19 protein-coding genes and 1 pseudogene are annotated in these 19,058 nt (G+C 40.2%); 9 read left to right on the forward strand and 11 right to left on the reverse strand.

The window, feature by feature from the left end; translation table 11 throughout:
* Window positions 1-37 precede the first annotated feature (37 nt).
* The 3 genes from B3R63_RS01695 to B3R63_RS01705 form a co-directional block, all read right to left on the reverse strand.
* Entirely contained in the window at window positions 38-1,909 is a 1,872-nt protein-coding gene (locus B3R63_RS01695) for a SurA N-terminal domain-containing protein (RefSeq protein ID WP_286728144.1), read from the reverse strand.
* Window positions 1,910-2,037: 128 nt separating this feature from the next.
* Window positions 2,038-2,310 carry an HU family DNA-binding protein gene (locus B3R63_RS01700; RefSeq protein ID WP_005014561.1) on the reverse strand — a complete coding sequence of 91 codons (273 nt, stop codon included), beginning with the start codon at window positions 2,308-2,310 and terminating at the stop codon, window positions 2,038-2,040.
* 157 nt (window positions 2,311-2,467) lie between these two features.
* Window positions 2,468-2,944 carry a phasin family protein gene (locus B3R63_RS01705; protein ID WP_005014562.1) on the reverse strand — a complete coding sequence of 159 codons (477 nt, stop codon included), beginning with the start codon at window positions 2,942-2,944 and terminating at the stop codon, window positions 2,468-2,470.
* Between the two features lie 202 nt (window positions 2,945-3,146).
* Here B3R63_RS01705 and B3R63_RS01710 point away from each other — a divergent pair, with 202 nt between their 5' ends.
* From B3R63_RS01710 to fdx, 8 genes are all read left to right on the forward strand, one after another.
* Window positions 3,147-3,791 (forward strand): hypothetical protein, encoded by a 645-nt coding sequence (locus tag B3R63_RS01710; protein ID WP_286728145.1) that lies wholly within the window; start codon window positions 3,147-3,149, stop codon window positions 3,789-3,791.
* Between the two features lie 111 nt (window positions 3,792-3,902).
* Window positions 3,903-4,376 (forward strand): Rrf2 family transcriptional regulator, encoded by a 474-nt coding sequence (locus tag B3R63_RS01715; protein WP_005014565.1) that lies wholly within the window; start codon window positions 3,903-3,905, stop codon window positions 4,374-4,376.
* A gap of 1 nt (window position 4,377) precedes the next feature.
* Entirely contained in the window at window positions 4,378-5,595 is a 1,218-nt protein-coding gene (locus tag B3R63_RS01720) for an IscS subfamily cysteine desulfurase (protein WP_005014567.1), read from the forward strand.
* Window positions 5,596-5,663: 68 nt separating this feature from the next.
* Window positions 5,664-6,050: a Fe-S cluster assembly scaffold IscU gene (gene iscU / locus B3R63_RS01725; protein ID WP_005014568.1), complete on the forward strand. Its 387-nt coding sequence runs from the start codon at window positions 5,664-5,666 to the stop codon at window positions 6,048-6,050.
* Window positions 6,051-6,084: 34 nt separating this feature from the next.
* Window positions 6,085-6,405 (forward strand): iron-sulfur cluster assembly protein IscA, encoded by a 321-nt coding sequence (iscA, locus tag B3R63_RS01730; RefSeq protein WP_005014569.1) that lies wholly within the window; start codon window positions 6,085-6,087, stop codon window positions 6,403-6,405.
* A gap of 82 nt (window positions 6,406-6,487) precedes the next feature.
* Entirely contained in the window at window positions 6,488-7,003 is a 516-nt protein-coding gene (gene hscB, locus B3R63_RS01735; RefSeq protein WP_286728146.1) for a Fe-S protein assembly co-chaperone HscB, read from the forward strand.
* A gap of 37 nt (window positions 7,004-7,040) precedes the next feature.
* Complete coding sequence (gene hscA, locus B3R63_RS01740) at window positions 7,041-8,900, forward strand: Fe-S protein assembly chaperone HscA (protein WP_286728147.1); 1,860 nt, start codon at window positions 7,041-7,043, stop codon at window positions 8,898-8,900.
* Between the two features lie 17 nt (window positions 8,901-8,917).
* Window positions 8,918-9,256, forward strand: coding sequence for an ISC system 2Fe-2S type ferredoxin (gene fdx / locus B3R63_RS01745; protein WP_005405599.1), 339 nt, complete (start codon window positions 8,918-8,920; stop codon window positions 9,254-9,256).
* A 53-nt stretch (window positions 9,257-9,309) separates the two neighbouring features.
* On the opposite strand, the pseudogene B3R63_RS01750 reads toward fdx, so the two are convergent.
* The 7 genes and pseudogenes from B3R63_RS01750 to B3R63_RS01780 all read right to left on the reverse strand — a co-directional run bounded on the left by B3R63_RS01750 (window position 9,310) and on the right by B3R63_RS01780 (window position 17,564).
* Window positions 9,310-10,768 (reverse strand): annotated as a pseudogene (locus tag B3R63_RS01750) (adenylate/guanylate cyclase domain-containing protein).
* Between the two features lie 64 nt (window positions 10,769-10,832).
* Window positions 10,833-11,267, reverse strand: a complete 435-nt coding sequence (locus B3R63_RS01755) for an HIT domain-containing protein (protein ID WP_005014577.1) — start codon at window positions 11,265-11,267, stop codon at window positions 10,833-10,835.
* A 227-nt stretch (window positions 11,268-11,494) separates the two neighbouring features.
* Entirely contained in the window at window positions 11,495-14,956 is a 3,462-nt protein-coding gene (mfd, locus tag B3R63_RS01760) for a transcription-repair coupling factor (RefSeq protein ID WP_286728148.1), read from the reverse strand.
* 96 nt (window positions 14,957-15,052) lie between these two features.
* The gene (locus B3R63_RS01765; RefSeq protein WP_286728149.1) at window positions 15,053-15,412 is read right to left on the reverse strand and encodes a hypothetical protein; all 360 of its coding nucleotides are present in this window, start codon (window positions 15,410-15,412) and stop codon (window positions 15,053-15,055) included.
* Window positions 15,413-15,587: 175 nt separating this feature from the next.
* Window positions 15,588-16,361 (reverse strand): glutathione S-transferase N-terminal domain-containing protein, encoded by a 774-nt coding sequence (locus B3R63_RS01770; RefSeq protein WP_286728150.1) that lies wholly within the window; start codon window positions 16,359-16,361, stop codon window positions 15,588-15,590.
* Between the two features lie 14 nt (window positions 16,362-16,375).
* Window positions 16,376-16,885, reverse strand: a complete 510-nt coding sequence (gene rraA / locus B3R63_RS01775; RefSeq protein ID WP_286728151.1) for a ribonuclease E activity regulator RraA — start codon at window positions 16,883-16,885, stop codon at window positions 16,376-16,378.
* Window positions 16,886-16,898: 13 nt separating this feature from the next.
* A complete protein-coding gene (locus tag B3R63_RS01780; RefSeq protein ID WP_286728152.1) occupies window positions 16,899-17,564 on the reverse strand; it encodes an NAD(P)H-binding protein in 666 nt (221 codons plus the stop codon).
* A 213-nt stretch (window positions 17,565-17,777) separates the two neighbouring features.
* Here B3R63_RS01780 and rpsT point away from each other — a divergent pair, with 213 nt between their 5' ends.
* Entirely contained in the window at window positions 17,778-18,047 is a 270-nt protein-coding gene (gene rpsT / locus B3R63_RS01785; RefSeq protein ID WP_005014584.1) for a 30S ribosomal protein S20, read from the forward strand.
* 223 nt (window positions 18,048-18,270) lie between these two features.
* Here the strand turns inward: rpsT and B3R63_RS01790 are convergent, their stop codons facing one another.
* Complete coding sequence (locus B3R63_RS01790) at window positions 18,271-19,017, reverse strand: phosphoglycerate mutase family protein (protein WP_005014586.1); 747 nt, start codon at window positions 19,015-19,017, stop codon at window positions 18,271-18,273.
* Between the last annotated feature and the right edge of the window lie 41 nt (window positions 19,018-19,058).

Genomic DNA, 19,058 nt, shown 5'->3' on the forward strand with positions numbered 1-19,058 from the left:
TAAAAAAAGCACCGAAGTGCTTTTTTTATTTTAAAGGCTATTTAATTTTAGCTTTAGATTTTAGATATTGGGTGTAATCTTCCAGCTCCTGCTGCCCACGTAACTGCTGATAGAGTTTACTTAGCTCCTGAAGCTGTTCCGGTGTTAAAGCATTAGAAGTGGTTTTATTAACATTTGCCACAGCAACCAATACCAGCTCATTAGGCAAGGCTGCTGTAGTTACAGACCACATGCCTGCTTTTGGGGCTGCTACACTAAAAGCAGCACGTTCGACTTCGCGCTTTAAGCCTTGAGAACGGGTAAATGTACCAGCGCTCTGGAAAGCTACTTTATGTTTAGCTAAAACCTGTTGAGCTGGTTGGGTTTTAAATTCGTCCAGCATGGTTTTAAGCTTTGCGGCAGCTAAACCGGCAGCCTTTTCGTCAATTATTTTAGTTTTAATTGCAGGAGTAGCTTGAGCTAGCGACTGAACTCCTTCAGGCTGATAATCACGTACTTTAACCCAAACTGCTTCCCCTGTAGCAAGTTGCAGATTGCTAGTTACATTACGATCGCCATTTTTAACATCTTCATTAAAAATACGGGCTTTCACACTTGGGTCATTTAAAACTGGATGACGAGTATTTAAACCAACATTTTTAACTGTTTCTATGCGTGTACCTTTGATTTCTTGAGGCACCACATCAAGTGAATCGCTACTAACAACCATTTCATTTAAACTGTTTACCGTATCAGTAAACAAGTTTGCAACTTTAGACTTTTGAATTTCAGCAGCCAGACGGCTCTTTTCAGTTTCAAACGAAGGAACGTTCTGCGCAAGTGTTTGTGCCTGAATAATATGATAACCATATTGGGTCTTTACGGGTTGAGATATCTGATTTGCTTTTAAACCCAGAACAGCTTTATCAAAAGCTTCAGAATAAACTCCTGTCTGGTAACTTTCAATCAGGCCACCTTTCGTTTTAGAGTCCGTATCATCTGAATATTGTGCAGCTGCCTGTGCGAAATTCATCCCCCCTTGAATCTTTGCATAAACCTCGTTAGCGAGTTTCTGCGCTTGGGTTTCATTTCGGGTATCAGAAGTTGCAATAAGAATATGCTTAACTTCACGCTTTGCATTCTTATTTTGAGCTTCGACAAAATTTGCATAAGCCTGCTGCAACTCAGCATCCGTAACAGGTGCTGCTTTAGCATTTACCTGTTCAGGTGACAACACAATATAATCCACATCTACATGAGCCGTCTGCTTAAAACTGTTTTTATGCTTCTGATAATAGTTAGCAATGTCCTGCTGGCTAACCCGAATATTCTTTTTATATTCATCTAGCGGAATGCTGGACAGGAATAATGTACGTTGCTCAGTCTGCAAGTTAGCAATCTGATTCATGTCAACTTTGCTGACCAGCGTATAATCTACAAATGTACTATTTAACATTTTTAAAGCATGGTCTTGTCGCAAGTTTGCAATCAGGCCCTGACTGGTTAGCCCGACAGAACGCAAGTAGTTTTCATATAATGTCTGAGAAAATTGTCCATTTTGCTGGAAGCTTGGCTGTTGGGCCAGCATCTGTTCAATTTGTGCATCACTTAAAGAAATACCCAGTTTTTCAGCCTGCTGTAAAATCAGATTCTGTGCAATCAGATGATCCAGTGCCGTTTGCTGAATAAAAGGCTGATTCAGCAAGGTCTCATCGCCATTTACAAAGTTTAAATATTGTTCTTTATAAGATTTAGTCAGTGACTCTAGTTCTTTTTTGGAGATCTCTTGCCCGTTTACTGTAGCAGCGACATTTTCTTTATTACCCCCGCTAAAATATCCTTCAATACCTACAAATGCTAAAGGGGTCAAAAACAAAATTAGCAGGACGATACCAAGCCAACCCTTTATGACTTTACGAAAAGATTCCATAAGTATTCCAATATTTTATTTCGAAGGGATTTTAACTGAAAAACACAAGTGAATGAATGTATAAAGCCAGGCTTTTCTTCATTTTAATAAAAAACGCGCCTTCTGGCGCGTTCTTGAGCCACAAAAGATTAAGCTACAGAATCTTTTAAGCCTTTACCTGCTTTAAAGCTAGGCACTTTGCTTGCTTTAATTTGTAATTCTTCACCAGTTTTAGGGTTACGACCAGTACGAGCCGCGCGTTCTTTCACGCCAAAAGTACCGAAACCCACTAGAGTTACAGTATCACCCTGTTTAAGCGCTTCTGTAATTGAAGCAATAGTCGCATCCAATGCCTTACCAGCATCAGTTTTAGACAATCCCCCTTTTTCTGCAATCGCATCAATTAATTCTGATTTATTCATGAAGATAACGTCCTCTTGATATCGTTTGTTTAAGAACCAAGGCTGTAGTTTAAAAGGCCATGACGCCTTTATAGCAATGCTTAAGGGGAAAACGCAATACTGAAAAATAAGATTTCGCAAAAATTAATGCTAAAAAAATGTTGAAAAATTAGGAAAGTTAAGATTCAGACTGCTTTTTCAACTCTTGTTCTTTCAATATCTGGTTTTCTTTTACTAAAACGTCAACCTTATGATGTAATTGTAATATTAACTGTTCCAGATGTTGAATATCTTTAGTAGTAGCCAGTCCGATCCTGCTTAATGAATTCTGAATACTGTGATCTATAGATTTTTCTACGCCATCCTTGATTTCATGAACCGGATTTCGAGAGGGTTCAGTTATTTTACTACCAGCTTCAGCAGAATCTGATGTCTTAGATTCCAGCTCTTCTCCAACCTTGACCAGTGAGTCAAATAATTTATTTCCTTCTTCCTCAGCACGAGAAAATGCACCCAATCCAGCCAGCCAAATCTGTTTAGTATATTTTCTGAAATCCAGAGCAGACTTTCGGCCGCTTCTTGTACTGTTCTTGGTTCCAGGAATTTTTCTATTTAATGTTGTTTCTTCAACCAGATCCGTTTTGGTATTATCCATTTAAACAATCTCCTGAATATTTTATAAACATTATACTGCATTTAGCTACAAAAATAGCCCTATAATAACAACGCCCGGGCTTGATCGTTTGATTAAACTGTTCTACAAAGCACATTAAATCAGTAAATTATTAAGAGTATGCAGCAGTCTCAGTTCGGGTTAGAGACGGGACGCTCTATTAAATACTAAAGGATAAAGATATATGAGCGAGTCGCAACAAAGAACAAATCATCATTTGTTGCTCACCATTGTGATGATCGTACTGGAAACGGTTTTTTCTTTTGTGTTGAAGCATGATCGGGTCGTTCGCGTACACGCCAAAAAATTTGTTGAAAAGCAAATCGTACTTAAAATTAATAGTTATCTACCCTATTTTGATTTTTATGTACAGTTTAGTCCTCATGGTCTGCTTTTTGACAGCCGTGCTCCTGTAAAGCCAGTTGATTTAGAGATTAACTCTACCCTGCTAGATTTATTACGCATCATTATTTTCGGTAATCGTCGTAGTATTAAAGCCATGCGTATTGCAGGAGATCCTTTATTACGTGACGAGTTTCGTGATCTTATTTTACACTTTAGTGTACCAAAACTATTTGCTGACTGGCGTCAATGGTTAAAAGAAGCCCCTCAAGAAGATGAAGTCATTGCGTCAAGAAAACGTATTGCACCTCTACTTGAAAAAATTGACCAGCAGCGAGTACAAATTAACTCACTTTTGGTGGAAGTAAAATTGCATAATAGCCGTATTCGGCGCATTGAGCAAAAAAACAAATATTTAAAGCTATCTTTATTGGTTATAAGCCTGCTTTTTATTACTTTATTGATATATACTTTATGGCCAAAATAAAAATATTTTTACTTAGGTTTTAAAACATTACAATTAACCGTAAAAAAACTTGACTATTTTAGTCGGGATTCTTAAAATCTATATATCTAGTCTCAACATGTGTATCGAGTCATGCGCTTAACCACTCGCGGTCGCTACGCAGTGACTGCTCTACTTGATTTAGCTTTGCAGCCAACTGAACAAACGATCACGCTAGCAGAAATTGCTGCCCGCCAAACTATTTCAGTCGCTTACCTTGAGCAGTTATTTGCTAAATTGAAGCGCCATGGTTTAGTTTCCAGTGTTCGCGGTGCTAATGGCGGTTATCACCTTGCACGAACTGCAGATGAAATTACTGTGTTAGAAATTATTGAAGCTGTAAATGAAACTGTTGATGCAACACGCTGCGACCATAAAGGTAACTGTCAAAATGGTGCAATGTGCTTGACTCACGATTTATGGCAAGAACTCTCCCATCACATTGCCGATTATCTTGCGAAAATCACTCTGGCTGATCTTGTAGCCCGTGACAACGTACAGACCGTTGCTATTCGCCAAAACGCACCAGGTTTTGATTCAGCTCTTTTATCGGTTACAGGTATTTGACATGAAACGTCCAATTTATCTTGATTATGCAGCAACTACGCCAGTTGACCCACAGGTTGCTGAACGTATGATGGAATGCTTAACCTTTGATGGTACTTTTGGTAATGCAGCTTCTCGCTCACATGCATATGGCTGGCAGGCAGAAGAAAAAGTTGAATACGCTCGCGAGCAGGTGGCCAACCTGGTTAAAGCTGATCCACGTGAAATTGTCTGGACTTCGGGTGCAACAGAATCTGACAACCTTGCGCTCAAAGGTGTAGCTCAGTTCTATGCTTCCAAAGGCAAACACATTATTACCAGCAAAATTGAACATAAAGCTGTACTTGATACCTGCCGTGAGCTGGAAGAGCAAGGTTTTGAAGTTACTTACCTGGAACCACAGCCACAAACAGGTTTAATTACGCCTGAAATGGTTCAGGCAGCTCTTCGTCCGGATACTATTCTTGTGTCTTTAATGATGGTTAACAACGAAATCGGTACCATTACTGATGTTGCTGCTATTGGTGAATTGACCCGTGCCAATAAAACCTTCTTCCATGTAGATGCTGCACAGGCAGCCGGTAAGGTTGAAATTGATCTTTCTACCATGAAAATTGATTTAATGAGTTTCTCAGCTCATAAAATATATGGCCCTAAAGGTATGGGCGCACTTTATGTACGCCGCACTCCACGTGTACGTCTAAAGGCTCAGATGCATGGTGGTGGTCATGAGCGTGGCATGCGTTCTGGTACTCTGCCAACACATCAAATTGTTGGTATGGGCGAAGCATTCGAACTGGCAGGTAAAAACCTCCAGGCTGAACAGCAACGTCTGCGTGTATTGCGTGACAAACTCTGGAATGGCCTGCAAGACCTTGAACAGGTTTTCTTAAATGGTCACCCGACTCAGAACGTTGCCAACTATTTAAATGTCAGCTTCAATTTCGTTGAGGGTGAATCTTTAATGATGGCGCTTAAAGATGCTGCAGTTTCAAGTGGTTCGGCCTGTACTTCTGCAACCCTCGAACCATCATATGTACTGCGTGCACTAGGCTTGTCAGACGAACTCGCACATAGCTCTATCCGCTTCAGTTTTGGCAAATATACAACTGAAGAAGATATTGATCACGTATTGGAAATTACCAAAGCTGCTGTTGAGAAATTACGTGAACTTTCTCCGCTTTGGGATATGTATAAAGAAGGCATCGACCTTTCTTCAGTTGAATGGGCTGAACACTGATTTATTGAAATAAGTGTTTTTACCCTCATATTAATATTAAGGCTGACCCCGAGGTTTGGAGAAGCATCATGGCTTATAGCGAAAAAGTAATTGATCATTACGAAAATCCCCGTAATGTGGGCGTGTTAGATAAAAACGCAGAAAATGTAGGTACTGGCATGGTGGGTGCACCAGCATGTGGTGACGTTATGCGTCTTCAGATTCAAGTGAACGATAGCGGTGTAATTGAAGAAGCACGTTTTAAAACTTATGGTTGTGGTTCTGCTATTGCTTCAAGCTCCTTAGTTACCGAATGGTTAAAAGGCAAAACTCTTGATCAGGCGCAAGCGATCAAGAATATTGATATTGCCACTGAACTCGCATTACCGCCGGTTAAAGTTCACTGCTCTGTATTGGCAGAAGATGCGATTAAAGCAGCTATTGAAGATTATCGTAGCAAGAAATCTCAAGCCTGATTAGACGTATCCTAGATAAATTAATGGAGTTTTCATGATCCACTTAACTGAAACTGCTGCAACTCATATTCGAAATTACCTGCAGAACCGTGGTAAGGGTGAAGGCATTCGTATTGGTGTGAAAACTTCTGGTTGTTCCGGTTTGGCTTATGTTCTTGAATTTGTTGATGATATTAATGAACATGATCAAGTTTTTGACCAGGCCGGTGTAAAAGTCTTTGTAGATCCTAAAAGTCTGGTTTACCTGAATGGTCTAGAAATGGACTATGTAAAAAATGGCTTAAATGAAGGCTTTGAGTTCAACAACCCGAACCAGAAAGGTGAATGTGGTTGTGGCGAATCTTTCACAGTCTAAATTACCTTTCTCATGTATCGAAGTTAAAACAGTGCTTCTAGCACTGTTTTAACTGTATTTATCAGCCTGGAAAACATCTTTCATGAATCACTTTGAGTTGTTCAATCTTCCTGTAGCACTCGATATTGATTTGGCAATTTTAAAAAATCAGTTTTTAAAATTGCAGCAACAGCATCATCCAGATAAAGCCACAGATAAAGATCAAGCACTGATCAAATCAAGTGAAATCAATCAGGCATACAAAGTTTTATCACAGGTTGATAGCCGTGCAGCCTATTTGCTGGCCTTAAAAAAGCAGGACTATCATCTTGACCAATCTATTAATGATTTTGAATTCTTGCAGTCAGCTCTGGAAATTCGGGAACAGCTAGATGAAGCTACCGAGACTGAGCAGCTTCAAACACTCAAAGAAGAAGTCAGACAATGGATAGATGGACTGGTCCGTGAATTCAAGATTGATTATCAGGAAGAAGACTGGGCTGAAGCACGTGATACCGTGCGTAAATTGCGTTTCTTTCAGAAAGTTTTGAATGACATTGATAAAGCTGAAGACCAGTTGTTAGATGATGACAGCTTTGATTTAGATGATGACTATTAATTTTATTTTTATTACTTGTTTACAAGGGATTTAATACATGGCTCTCTTGCAAATTGCTGAACCGGGTCAATCAAGTGCGCCACATGAACACCGTATTGCAATCGGAATTGACTTAGGAACCACGCACTCGCTTGTCGCGACCGTATTATCAGGAAAAACCAAAGTACTGAATGACGAACAAGGTCGTGTATTACTCCCATCTATTGTGCATTACGGCTTAGATTCAACCCACTATGGTGAAGAGGCCAAGCCTTTTGTTACTAGTGACTCCAAAAATACCATTATTTCTGTTAAGCGCTTCATGGGGCGCTCACAGACAGATATTAAATTTCAGCACCCATACACATTGGTGGGTGAAGCCAGTCAGATGCCAGCCTTTGAAACTATACAAGGCCGTAAAACTCCTGTTGAGATTTCTGCTGATATTCTAAAGCAATTAAAGAGCCGTGCCGAAGTAAGCTTACAAAATCCGGTAAATGGTGCAGTCATTACCGTACCGGCCTATTTTGATGAAGCTCAACGTCAGGCTACCCGTGATGCAGCTCAGCTTGCCGGACTCAATGTCTTACGTTTATTAAATGAGCCTACAGCAGCAGCTGTAGCTTATGGTTTAGATCAGGCAACCAATCTTGCAACTGATCGTAACTATGTGATTTATGACCTAGGTGGCGGCACTTTTGACGTTTCAATTTTACGTTTCAGTCAAGGTGTATTTGAAGTTCTGGCTACTGGAGGCCATACAGCCTTAGGTGGTGATGATCTGGATCGGTTAATTGTAAAGTGGGCAAAAAAAGAACTTAATATTGAAATATTCAATGATCAGGAATATGCACAGGTATTGTTTGCTGCACGTCGGGCAAAAGAAGCGTTAACAAATGCCGATTCGACCATGTTGACGATATTGGACCATACTTTACAGCTTGACCGCCCAACCTTTGAAAGCATTATTAAAGTCGCACTGGATAAAACGATTAGCGTCTGTAAACGTGTTTTGCGTGATGCTAAACTTGAATTATCGGATATTCAGAATGTTGTATTGGTTGGGGGATCTACTCGCTCTTATGCAGTCCAGCGTGCTGTTGCAGAAGTATTCAATCAGGAACCGCTTTGTACTATTAATCCAGATGAAGTTGTGGCAATTGGTGCAGCTATTACTGCGAACCAACTGATTGGTAATACTCAAGAAGGTTCATTATTGTTAGATGTTACGCCATTATCGCTTGGTCTTGAAACCATGGGTGGACTGGTAGAACGTCTGATTGGGCGTAACACCCCCATTCCGGTAGCTCGCCGTCAAGAATTTACGACTTATCAAGATGGTCAGACTGCTATGCTGATTCATGTCGTGCAAGGTGAACGTGATCTAGTAGAACACTGCCGCAGTTTGGGACGTTTTGTATTACATGGTATTCCGCCTATGACTGCCGGACAGGCCCGTATTGAAGTTACCTTTCAGGTGGATGCGGATGGTTTGCTAACAGTAAGTGCTAAAGAAACTACGTCTGGTGTAAATGCCAAAATTGATATTAAACCTTCTTATGGCCTTTCAGAAGCAGATACTGAACGTTTACTCCTTGAGGGTTTCAAATATGCTGAAGAAGATAAAGATTTACGGCACTTACAAGAAACCAAAGTAGAAGCACAACGTGAACTGGAAGCACTGGAGCAAGCATTAAAGGTTGATGCCGAGCTTTTATCCAAAGACCAGTTAACCGAACTTCAAGCTGCAAAAAATGCTTTAAAAGGCCAATTGGAGCAAAATGATATTCATTCAATTGAGCAGGCAGTTAAACAGCTCAAAGTCCATAGTGATACTTTCGCAGCCTTACGTATGAATCAACATATTGATCATGCATTAAAAGGTACTAAACTTGATGATTGGTCAAACTCAAACTAGAAAACAGGTAATGACTTATGCCACGTATTAAAGTTCTTCCGCATGCGCAAATTTGCCCAGAAGGTGCCGAGTTTGAAGTTGAACACAATGCCAATCTCTGTGAAAGCCTATTGAAAAATGGCATCAAAATTGAACATGCCTGTGATATGTCCTGTGCCTGTACGACTTGCCATGTCATTGTACGGCAGGGGTTCGACAGCCTTGAAGAAATGAATGATGTAGAAGCAGATCTACTAGACCGTGCTTGGGGGCTAGAGCCTGACTCTCGACTTTCCTGTCAGGTAAAAGTGGTAGAGGAAGATCTGGAAATTGAGATACCTAAATACACTATTAACCACGCTTCTGAAAACCACTAAAAAAAGCCCCTTGCATAAGGGGCTTTTTTAACAGGAACATTAATAACAAGAGCTTAAAACTGATCAACCTTCATATCATTAAAATTTTTACGATTTGAGGTATTCACATGTTCTTGCTCGACCGGCTTGATTTCATCAGCCAGATTAAGCTTAGCTACACCATGAGAATTCGTTAATTTTTGCTGGGTACGGATGCGCTCAATCATTTGCTCCAGTACTTCCACCAGCTCACTATATTCAAAGTTTTCTACTTCTTCCAAATTAAGAATCAGATGAAATCCTTTATATTCATAATCAAACCATTGCTGATGCTCAAGCCGATGTACCGAGAATTTTTCCATAACTTGCCAAGTACGGACAGGTTCCTGAAATCCCTTTAAATAAATAGGTGTTTTAGGAATACANNTCAATCTCGGCGGCATATTGTAGACGTGCAGCCAAATTAGCATCTCGACCCACAATCGTATAAGCCATACGATGAGCAGCACCATAATTACCCACATGGCAATACCCTGTACTGATCCCCATACGGATATGTAAGGCCGGATATCCCATTTTTTTCCACCGTTCACGTAATAACTTCATCTGCTGGCGCATAGCGATTGCCATTTCAATACAAGTTTTCGCGTCCTGCTCTACGCCTTGACTATCTGGATCACCAAAAAAAATCAGTATGGCATCACCCATAAATTTATCAACGGTAGCACCATATTGCTTGGCGATATCTGTCATATGGCTCAGATATTCATTTAATAAAAATGCCAGATCATCAGGAATTAGAGTCTCAGAAAGTTCAGTAAATCCTTGAATATCCGAAAAAAAGATTGTCATTTTTTTTCGTTTGTATTCAATTTTAGCCTCTACTTCACCATTCATAATCTGCTGACAGAGCTGTAAAGGTGCATAGCGGCTTAACTGATTTGCAAACTCAATATACCGGTTCATTTGTTCAAAATAGTAAAGACGCTGCTGATCGAGCTTTTGAATATGCTGATTCTGATAATAATTACCCAAATTAATAAAAATGATGAGGCATAATAAACCGATGACTGTCAGTTCTGGTGAAGTAACTTCAAAGTACTGGAGATTGCCAAAGACAAACAGGCTATGAAAATAAAAAATAATTATGCTCAGTAAGGCAGCAACCGAAGCCATCAAAAAAGAAATTTTATTATTGATTGATGTGTAAACCAGACCAAAGATAGCCAGAAAAGTAAGGGTCAAGCTCAGGTGTACAGCAGCCAATGTAGTGGCCACAACAATCACATCTAGTAAGAATAATATATTTCTTTTTATTTTATAGTCAAAGCGGTACTTCAACCAACGCTCTAGGCGCCGGCTTACTAGTAAAATCCCCAAAAAAGCAAATGGAAGATAAATTTGATAATTGGTCTCTGGAGCGGTGAAATAATAGATCACCACTGTCAAAGACAGCATGAGATAACCAATTAATCGATGTATAAACTCGAAATGTAAAGGATGCTGCTTTCCTGTTACACGGTTTAGCGACACTCCCGCTCTCCAGTGACTGCGTGAAGACCATACCGGTAGCATGGTCTTGAACAGGTGTCTACTACTAGTCCATACGCCAATCAAACGGCATATCACCCTGTCCACGCAAGGCCAGCATTAATGTCTGACGCATATGTGCCAGAACATCATTGGTATAAGGTACAGCAGGTGTACCCCATACAGGTTTAGGCCATGCAACATCATTCTGATAGCGAACAACATGATGGAAATGCAATTGTGGAACCATATTGCCCAAAGCAGCTACATTCATTTTATCTGCACGGAACACACGAGCAAGCTGACTTGATAGCCAGCTTGATTCGCGTAAGAATTGTTCTTGGTCAGCTTGGCTAAGTTCGTATAATTCAGTAATGCCAGGTACACGTGGCACAAGGATAAGCCACGGGAATTGCATATCATTCATCAGACGACATGTTGAAAGCGGAAAATCGCCAACAAAAAAAGTATCTTGAGCAAGTTGTGGATGCAAACTAAACATATCTTTATAAATGATGCAATAACAATGATAGCTAATACTATCACATCCAATATGGTGTGAATATTCTGAGAACTGCCTTTCCTTACAAATAATTATTAATTTATCTCAAATTTTATAAGCCCAAGATAAATGAATAAAAGTACCTATTCCTTTAAGTTTTTTTATTACTTACTGATACTTAACCCGTCAAAAAGGTTTGCGAAGACTTGTTCAGTCCTCGCCTTATTTTAGCGATTTAAGTCTGCAGTTAACTGGTCAAGAAGTTTCAAAATAAACTCAATTCTTTGCTCATACTCTTCTAGCATGACCAGCACCTTTAAGCGTTGCCCACCCTCCATGCGAAAGTGAGTCGGCTGTTTTTGCATAAGCTGGATAATACTGATCGCCTGAACAGCTGTATCAGGTGAAAATTCGATACTTCCCCCGTGACTTCCAATATCCACCTTGGTAATTCCAAGTTGTTCCGCTTTCAGGCGAATCTGATGCACACTGAATAACTGTTTGACTGGTTGCGGTGCAAGACCGAAACGGTCAACTAGCTCCATACGAATATTATCGAGCTTATCTTGTGTATCGGCATTACTGATACGCTTATAAAACAAGAGCCGCTGGTGTACATCCCCTAAATATTCATCTGGAATGAGTGCTGGCATGTGCAGATTAATCTCTGCAGTTAAGGAAAGTGGAGCATCAAAATTTGGGGTCTTGCCCTGCTGAATTGCTTTTGTCGCTTTTTCAAGCATTTCCATATATAGACTATAGCCAATAGCCTGCATAGAACCACTTTGCTGCTCACCTAACAGTTCACCCGCCCCACGGATTTCAAGATCTTCTGTAGCAAGCATAAAACCGGCGCCCAGATTAGAAGCACGTTGAATGGCATCTAAACGTTTTTCTGCATCACCTTTTAAAGCTTTAATCGAAGGTACCAGCAAGTAGGCATAAGCCTGATGATGGGAGCGCCCAACACGCCCACGTAATTGATGTAATTGTGCCAAACCTAATTTATCTGCTCGTTCAATAATAATAGTATTTGCATTAGGCACATCAATACCAGTTTCAATAATGGTCGAGCAAACCAGCACATTATACTGTTTGTGATAGAACTGTTGCATTACCTGCTCGAGTTCACGTTCACGCATTTGTCCATGTGCAACGGCAACCCGTGCTTCAGGAACAAGTGCACGGATATTCTCTGCAGTACGTTCAATACTGTCGACTTCATTATGAAGGAAATATACCTGACCACCGCGAAGTAATTCCCGCAAAATAGCCTCTTTGATAGAAGCATCAGTATGTTCCTGTACAAATGTCTTTACAGCCAGACGGCGTGCTGGTGGGGTGGCAATAATCGACAGGTCACGCATGCCTGAAAATGCCATATTTAATGTACGTGGAATCGGTGTTGCTGTCAGGGTAAGCATATCGACATCTGCACGCATTGCTTTAATACGCTCTTTATCACGCACCCCGAAACGGTGTTCTTCATCGACAATCATTAGTCCCAGATCTTTAAACTGTACATTTTCCTGTAAAAGTTTATGAGTCCCAATTACAATATCGACTTTACCGTCTGCAAGATCCTGAATATTTTTTACATGGGCCTTGTTTGAACCAAAACGGGATAGCACTTCAATACGAATTGGCCAGTCTGCAAAACGGTCTTTGAATGATTCATAGTGTTGCTGGGCTAACAGAGTTGTCGGTACTAGTACCGCGACCTGTTTATTGTTCTGTACTGCTACAAAAGCGGCACGCATTGCCACTTCGGTTTTACCAAAGCCTACATCACCACAGACCAGCCGGTCCATAGGTTCAGCTTTTTGCATATCATATAATGTCGCTTCAATAGCATTTGCCTGATCCAGGGTTTCTTCATAAGCAAAACCGCTGGCAAACTGCATATACAGACTCTGATCTATTTCAAAAGCAAATCCGGGCTTGGCATGACGGCGGGCCTGAATATGCAGGAGTTCTGCAGCCACATCATGGATCTGCTCAAGTGCTTTCCGTTTAGCCTTGTTCCAGGCATCACTACCAATCTTATGTAGCGGAGCCAAATCCGGGTCACCGCCACTATAACGGCTAATAAGATGCAAGTTAGTAACGGGCACGTATACTTTTGCATCTTCTGCATAATCCAGCTGCAGAAACTCATACTCCTGATCATCAATACTTAAGGTAACCAGCCCTGCATAACGTCCTACACCATGGTCAATATGTACAACAGGTGCACCAATGCTCAGTTCAGTCAAACTACGAATTAAAAATTCTTCAGAAACTTCCTGTTGACGCTTGCGACGTCGCTGAACTACCCGGTGCTCATACAACTGATTTTCAGAAATAACCGTCAGCTGATCATTAATGATTAATCCACGCTCAAGTGGAGCAGTAGTAATTGCAATTTTATACTGATCATTCTGAAAAATATTGAAATTTGCAACAGTAGGAATATCACCCAGAGTCGAGCGTAAGGCATCACGTAGACTTTCGCGACGTCCTGCACTTTCAGTTACCAGTAAAACTGGATGCTGAGCTTTATCGATATATTCTTTAACCTGATGAAATGGTTTTTCATGTTTAGGATTAACCGGAAGCCGGGGCGGCTCTGAAACCGCCATATTTATCACACCCGCCTTTTCTTCAAATTGTTCAGATGATGCAATAATTCGGGGAAAATGATTGAGTAACTCAAGTAAAGTATTCGGTTTTAAGAATAAATCTTCTGGTGGCAGAATAGGCTGGTCTGCATTATGACGTCGATCCTCATAACGACGATTAACATCCTTCCAGAAGGTAATCAAACATTCATCTAAATCCTTATCTGTAATGACAATGGAATGCTGAGGTAAGTATGCCGATAGCATGCCTTGAGTTTGAATTGACTGTTTGCTAAAAAATAATGGTAGATAGAAATCAATACCCGGTGATGCAATACCTTCCATGACATCCTGATAAATAGGATTCTTTTTTGGATTGGCGGTCGGAAAACTCTCAGCATAACGGTCACGGAAGGTAGAACGTCCGTCCTTTAACGGAAACTCTTTTGCTGGTAGAACCTTGAATTGAGTTAAATTACTTGTTGTTCTCTGACTTTCCGGATCAAAAAATTTAAGGCTATCAATTTCATCATCAAACAGATCTATACGGATGGGTGCCTCCTGACCCGAAGCATAGATATCCATAATACTACCGCGTACCGCGAACTCTCCATGATCATAAACTGTATCTACTAAAAGATAACCAGCCTGTACCAGACGTAGTTTCTGCTGTTCAAGATCAAATTTTTGACCGACACGTATATCGAAATGCTCGCCTAATATCCAGGAAGTTGGAGCAACCCGCTGTGCCAATGTAGAGGCTGAAAGTAGTAATATACCCTGCTGAGGCATATTAGAAAGTATAGCCAGGCGCTCCGAGACAATATCCTGATGGGGAGATAACCGGTCATAAGGCAGGATTTCCCAATCCGGGAAAATAATCGGTTTTATACCGTAGAACTCCAGCTCACTCTCGAGCTGGGCTACATGCTGGTTATTTTTAGCCACCAAGACTAATAATTGCCGTGATTGTTCAGCAATTTCTTTAAGCAATAGTGCGGCTGAAGAACCAAGTAAAGAGCCTACCCAGCGCTTTTCACCTGCCTTCAATTGTTTTAAATTAAGTTGAGAGATTTCTTTCTGGAACATGTAGATAGATTTAGGCCTAAATGTCATTGCCCATAATATCATGATGTTTTTCGGCTTTTGGTTATTTTTAATAAAGACCTTGAAGAATAAAACTATCTATACTCTATCTCGCAGAAATTTTTTATAGTAGCTATTCAGCTTTTCAATAATTTTTTTCAGTTCTTTTAAATTTTGCTCATTATTTCCCAAGCGCTCAACATAACGGCCTGTGGCAATTTCCAGATCTATTTTTTCATTAATCTGCAAACTGATTTCAAATAATTTTTTTAAATCTTGAAAATTTCCAAGCTTACGATTTGAAAAATATTCAAGACGATTATTTAAATCACTTAGCACAATCCCATCAACGATAGGCCCTTGGTCTTGATCAAAGTGAATATTTTGTTCACGTAAATAGGATTGTTCTTCAGTCTCTTTAGCTGTAGTTTTGAAGAGTCGGGCAAGTTTGTTAAACATATTTCTAACTCACAGATTAAAATATAAATTTTGAGTCTAAATATAAATTATCAAAATAAACAGATTGAATAGGAAGATAATAGCTTAAAAAGCTTAGGCTATTCAGATCAAAATAAAAAGCACTTTTATGCAAGTGCTTTTTACTGGTATTCAATGCAGTTTTTTTGCGCTTTAGTTAGCTACCGTACTGCTCTTGAAGATAACGAACAATTTTTGCTGACTCAAACATCTTAGTATTAGTATTCGGATCTATCAGATAAGGGACCTGAATATCTCGCCCCATCACTTGCATGACTTGTTCGCGTTTCCCACCAGAAACAGGCACATACTTGCCTGGCTTAAGTCTTAATTTTGCTGGCCCCATATCCTGCCAGCGTTCCTTGGCAACATTATGCAAAATATATGGAATTTCCAGCTCACTCAGTACGCTACGAACTACGCGTGAATAAGGGCTGCCTTCAAAACTCCATAATTCTAGTAATTGCTCAGGCGCATCACCTGTATTGACCTTAGAAAAAGCACCTCTTAACCCATTAACAAGAGTTCCCACAATAGCAACATAAGGTATTTTCGGATAATTCTGATAGGCTTTAGGTACTCGCCCATTCCTGCCATAGTACTTGAATAAGTGAGCAATAATCTGCTCTGATTCATACAGTCTGTCGCCGGTGTTTTCATCAATCAGAAAAGGAAATTGCAGTTTACCGCCCTCTTTTTGGACTATGGGCCTGAAACGGGTACCATTACGTGGACAAGGGTAGATTTCCACATCCAGATTTAAAAGTGTCAATACTTCCCGTACACGACGGCAAAATGGTGAAGCTTCAAACTCATAAAGCTTGAGTGGTTTTTCGGGCTGATGAGGATGGGGCGTTCCCGATACACCTCTTCCACCTTCTGTAAAACTAGAAACCAGCGCCTGAATTATTTTAGTTTGATGATTCACCATATTTTTCCTTATAATTATGCTTCTACAAGCTTTTCTTTCGATATGACAATACCATTATTATCGGCATAAATATAATCACCGGCATGAATAGTCACTCCACCAAAATACAAAGTTATATCAACTTCGCCAATGCCTTTACGGTTACTTTTTTGTGGAATAGCAGCCAATGCATGCACCCCCAGATCCAGCTCTGCAATTGCATCAACATCACGTACACAGCCATAAATAATTACGCCATTCCAATGATTCTTTACAGCTGATTCAGCAATCATGTCACCCATAAGTGCACATCGCATGGAAGCACCGCCATCTACTACCAGTACTTTACCCGTTCCATCTGTAGCAAGAAGCTCTTTCACCCTTGAGTTGTCTTCGAAACATTTTACTGTAACCACTTGTCCACCAAAGGTTTTACGCAACCCGTAACTTTTAAAGTATTTACCATCAATTGATGGACACATTACTTGTAGTTCTTTATCAGGATTATTATCTAGCAGGTCACAGGTTACGAATTCTGTATTCATGTCTTGTCTCCAATTACGGCATATTTTGTATAGCTAAATTATCATAAACTTTATATTTTTCAGTCTGATTTTGCGCTGCCTTGACCATAGTATGAGCTACTTGCCGAGCTGTCACAGGTTTGTATTTAAAATTAACAGGAATATATTTTTCAACTGTACGAAACAGGTTCTGGCTTAAATCCTCTAGAATACGGCTTTCCTGACGCTCTCCGAGCAATAGCGAAGGCCTTATAAATGATATCCGGTTCATATCCATGCTTTGGATATAATCTTCAAGCTCACCTTTAACCCGGTTATAAAAAAATATAGATTCAGATGCTGCACCCATTGCACTTACCAAGAGGAAATGTAGCACATCATCCTGAACCAGCTCAGCAAAATGAGCATTAATGCCGAAATCAGTATTATAAAATGCCTGTTTAGAACCTGCTTTTTTGATGGTAGTGCCAAGACAGCTAAATGCATGAGTATGGCCACTTATATCCTCATCATTTAACATAAAAAAGTCAGATACGACCAACTGCTCTACTTTAGACATTTGCTTATATTCGGCATCTTCTTGCCGCACTGCTACAGTAATGCGTTCACATTCAGCCAGTTGATGTAATTCTCGAACTAGCTCTCGTCCAACTAGCCCTGTTGCTCCAATTACGATGGCACTTTTGATATTTTCAGTCATTTTTTAGCCTATCTTCTTAAATTTCTTATAATCTAACGTTTTCTTTCATTTTTATCTTCAAGTAAAATGTTGTGAAAGCGTCGCGACACTTGACTTCGGCGTGCCATTTCATCAAAATATGGCACTTGTTTACGGGCTGGTTATGGTGTCTTCTGGTGAAGGTCAGTTTCAACTACAGCCCGCCCAGACCAATCTATTTCAAGGAGTGCAAGAGTGGCAAACTCTGCTCAGGCAAAAAAACGTGCGCGTCAAAACGTTACAGCGCGCAAACACAACGCGAGCTTGCGTTCTATGGTTCGTACCTACATCAAGCGTACTTTAAGTGCAATTGCTGCTGGTGATTATGCAGTAGCTACAGAAGCTTATAAAAAAGCTGTTCCTGTAATCGACCGTATGGCTGATAAAGGCATCATCCATAAAAATAAAGCAGCTCGTCATAAGAGCCGCTTAAACACTCAAGTTAAAGCTCTAGCTTCTAACTAAGTGATATATGTAAAAAAGCCCTATAATGGGCTTTTTTTCTGGCTAAAATTTCTCTAGCTCAATTTTTTTGCTATTTAGAGTAGTGGATATTATTAAAAATAAGAATACTGGTATTATTCTGTAGGAGATTTAAAGGATTATTACTTATATCCTCTGACTTACTGAATATTTTTTATCTATCAATTATTATAGAATTTTCTACGGAACCTGTCAGTCCTCATCCTCAGGAAATGTTTGCTTGCTGGGCCTGAAACTGCTGAATAGACAGTTCTTTTAACTCACCTCGCCAAATCCACTTCAGTTTACTATGGTCAAAATCTTCACCTTCAAACCATACAAATAATCCCTCCATCATTTGTGGCCAGTCAGCTTGGCTAATTTGAGTGTGTCCTGAAATTATGGCGACAATAGCAGCAATAATGGTGTCATGACTTACTGCCAGACTTAGACCTCGACAGTTCTGCGGATGAGTGCTGTAAATCAGCTCAAGTACATCCATTACGCCCATAATAGGGTTCTTCATACCAGGTAATGTGTTATTGACAAAACTGTTGATAAAGCCCAATGCACCCTGCTGTTTAAAATAAGGTGCAGCCTGCTGGATATCTAGTACAAAGCTTCCAGGTTCCACCAGTAGACCCTGCTCAACAATTTCAATCGAATGTGTATTTAAAGCAGGAGTTACCTGATCTGCCCCTTCAATCATCAAAGCAGCTGTATCAATACAGCGCTGAATAGGGCTCGAAATACAGTGCTGAATCAAGCGATCCGTATTTTTAATGAGATAAGCACCCCATTCATGGGCTAAGTCACGGCCTTGTTCTGTTAACTGCAGGTCGTACCCCGCCAATCCCTGCCCTGCTACAATTTCTCTTAAAGAATGCCGCGTAAACAAGGTTACAGGCACTGAGGCTTCAGGTAACAGTTCCAAGGCTTTATGCATACTGGGCGGCAGTAACTTCAGCGACATAGAATTTCTTAATAACTCAATTTATCTATTACTATAGCATG

The organism is Acinetobacter sp. UBA1297, from assembly GCF_002307755.1.
Classification (GTDB): domain Bacteria; phylum Pseudomonadota; class Gammaproteobacteria; order Pseudomonadales; family Moraxellaceae; genus Acinetobacter; species Acinetobacter radioresistens.

Coding starts and splice junctions, on each gene's coding strand:
- B3R63_RS01695 (WP_286728144.1), bottom strand. CDS start 1,909: ATGGAATCTTTTCGTAAAGTCATAAAGGGTTGGCTTGGTATCGTCCTG.
- iscA (WP_005014569.1), top strand. CDS start 6,085: ATGATCCACTTAACTGAAACTGCTGCAACTCATATTCGAAATTACCTG.
- B3R63_RS01705 (WP_005014562.1), bottom strand. CDS start 2,944: ATGGATAATACCAAAACGGATCTGGTTGAAGAAACAACATTAAATAGA.
- B3R63_RS01770 (WP_286728150.1), bottom strand. CDS start 16,361: ATGGTGAATCATCAAACTAAAATAATTCAGGCGCTGGTTTCTAGTTTT.
- B3R63_RS01720 (WP_005014567.1), top strand. CDS start 4,378: ATGAAACGTCCAATTTATCTTGATTATGCAGCAACTACGCCAGTTGAC.
- hscA (WP_286728147.1), top strand. CDS start 7,041: ATGGCTCTCTTGCAAATTGCTGAACCGGGTCAATCAAGTGCGCCACAT.
- B3R63_RS01790 (WP_005014586.1), bottom strand. CDS start 19,017: ATGTCGCTGAAGTTACTGCCGCCCAGTATGCATAAAGCCTTGGAACTG.
- mfd (WP_286728148.1), bottom strand. CDS start 14,956: ATGTTCCAGAAAGAAATCTCTCAACTTAATTTAAAACAATTGAAGGCA.
- iscU (WP_005014568.1), top strand. CDS start 5,664: ATGGCTTATAGCGAAAAAGTAATTGATCATTACGAAAATCCCCGTAAT.
- B3R63_RS01715 (WP_005014565.1), top strand. CDS start 3,903: ATGCGCTTAACCACTCGCGGTCGCTACGCAGTGACTGCTCTACTTGAT.
- B3R63_RS01755 (WP_005014577.1), bottom strand. CDS start 11,267: ATGTTTAGTTTGCATCCACAACTTGCTCAAGATACTTTTTTTGTTGGC.
- fdx (WP_005405599.1), top strand. CDS start 8,918: ATGCCACGTATTAAAGTTCTTCCGCATGCGCAAATTTGCCCAGAAGGT.
- B3R63_RS01700 (WP_005014561.1), bottom strand. CDS start 2,310: ATGAATAAATCAGAATTAATTGATGCGATTGCAGAAAAAGGGGGATTG.
- B3R63_RS01780 (WP_286728152.1), bottom strand. CDS start 17,564: ATGACTGAAAATATCAAAAGTGCCATCGTAATTGGAGCAACAGGGCTA.
- hscB (WP_286728146.1), top strand. CDS start 6,488: ATGAATCACTTTGAGTTGTTCAATCTTCCTGTAGCACTCGATATTGAT.
- B3R63_RS01765 (WP_286728149.1), bottom strand. CDS start 15,412: ATGTTTAACAAACTTGCCCGACTCTTCAAAACTACAGCTAAAGAGACT.
- rraA (WP_286728151.1), bottom strand. CDS start 16,885: ATGAATACAGAATTCGTAACCTGTGACCTGCTAGATAATAATCCTGAT.
- B3R63_RS01710 (WP_286728145.1), top strand. CDS start 3,147: ATGAGCGAGTCGCAACAAAGAACAAATCATCATTTGTTGCTCACCATT.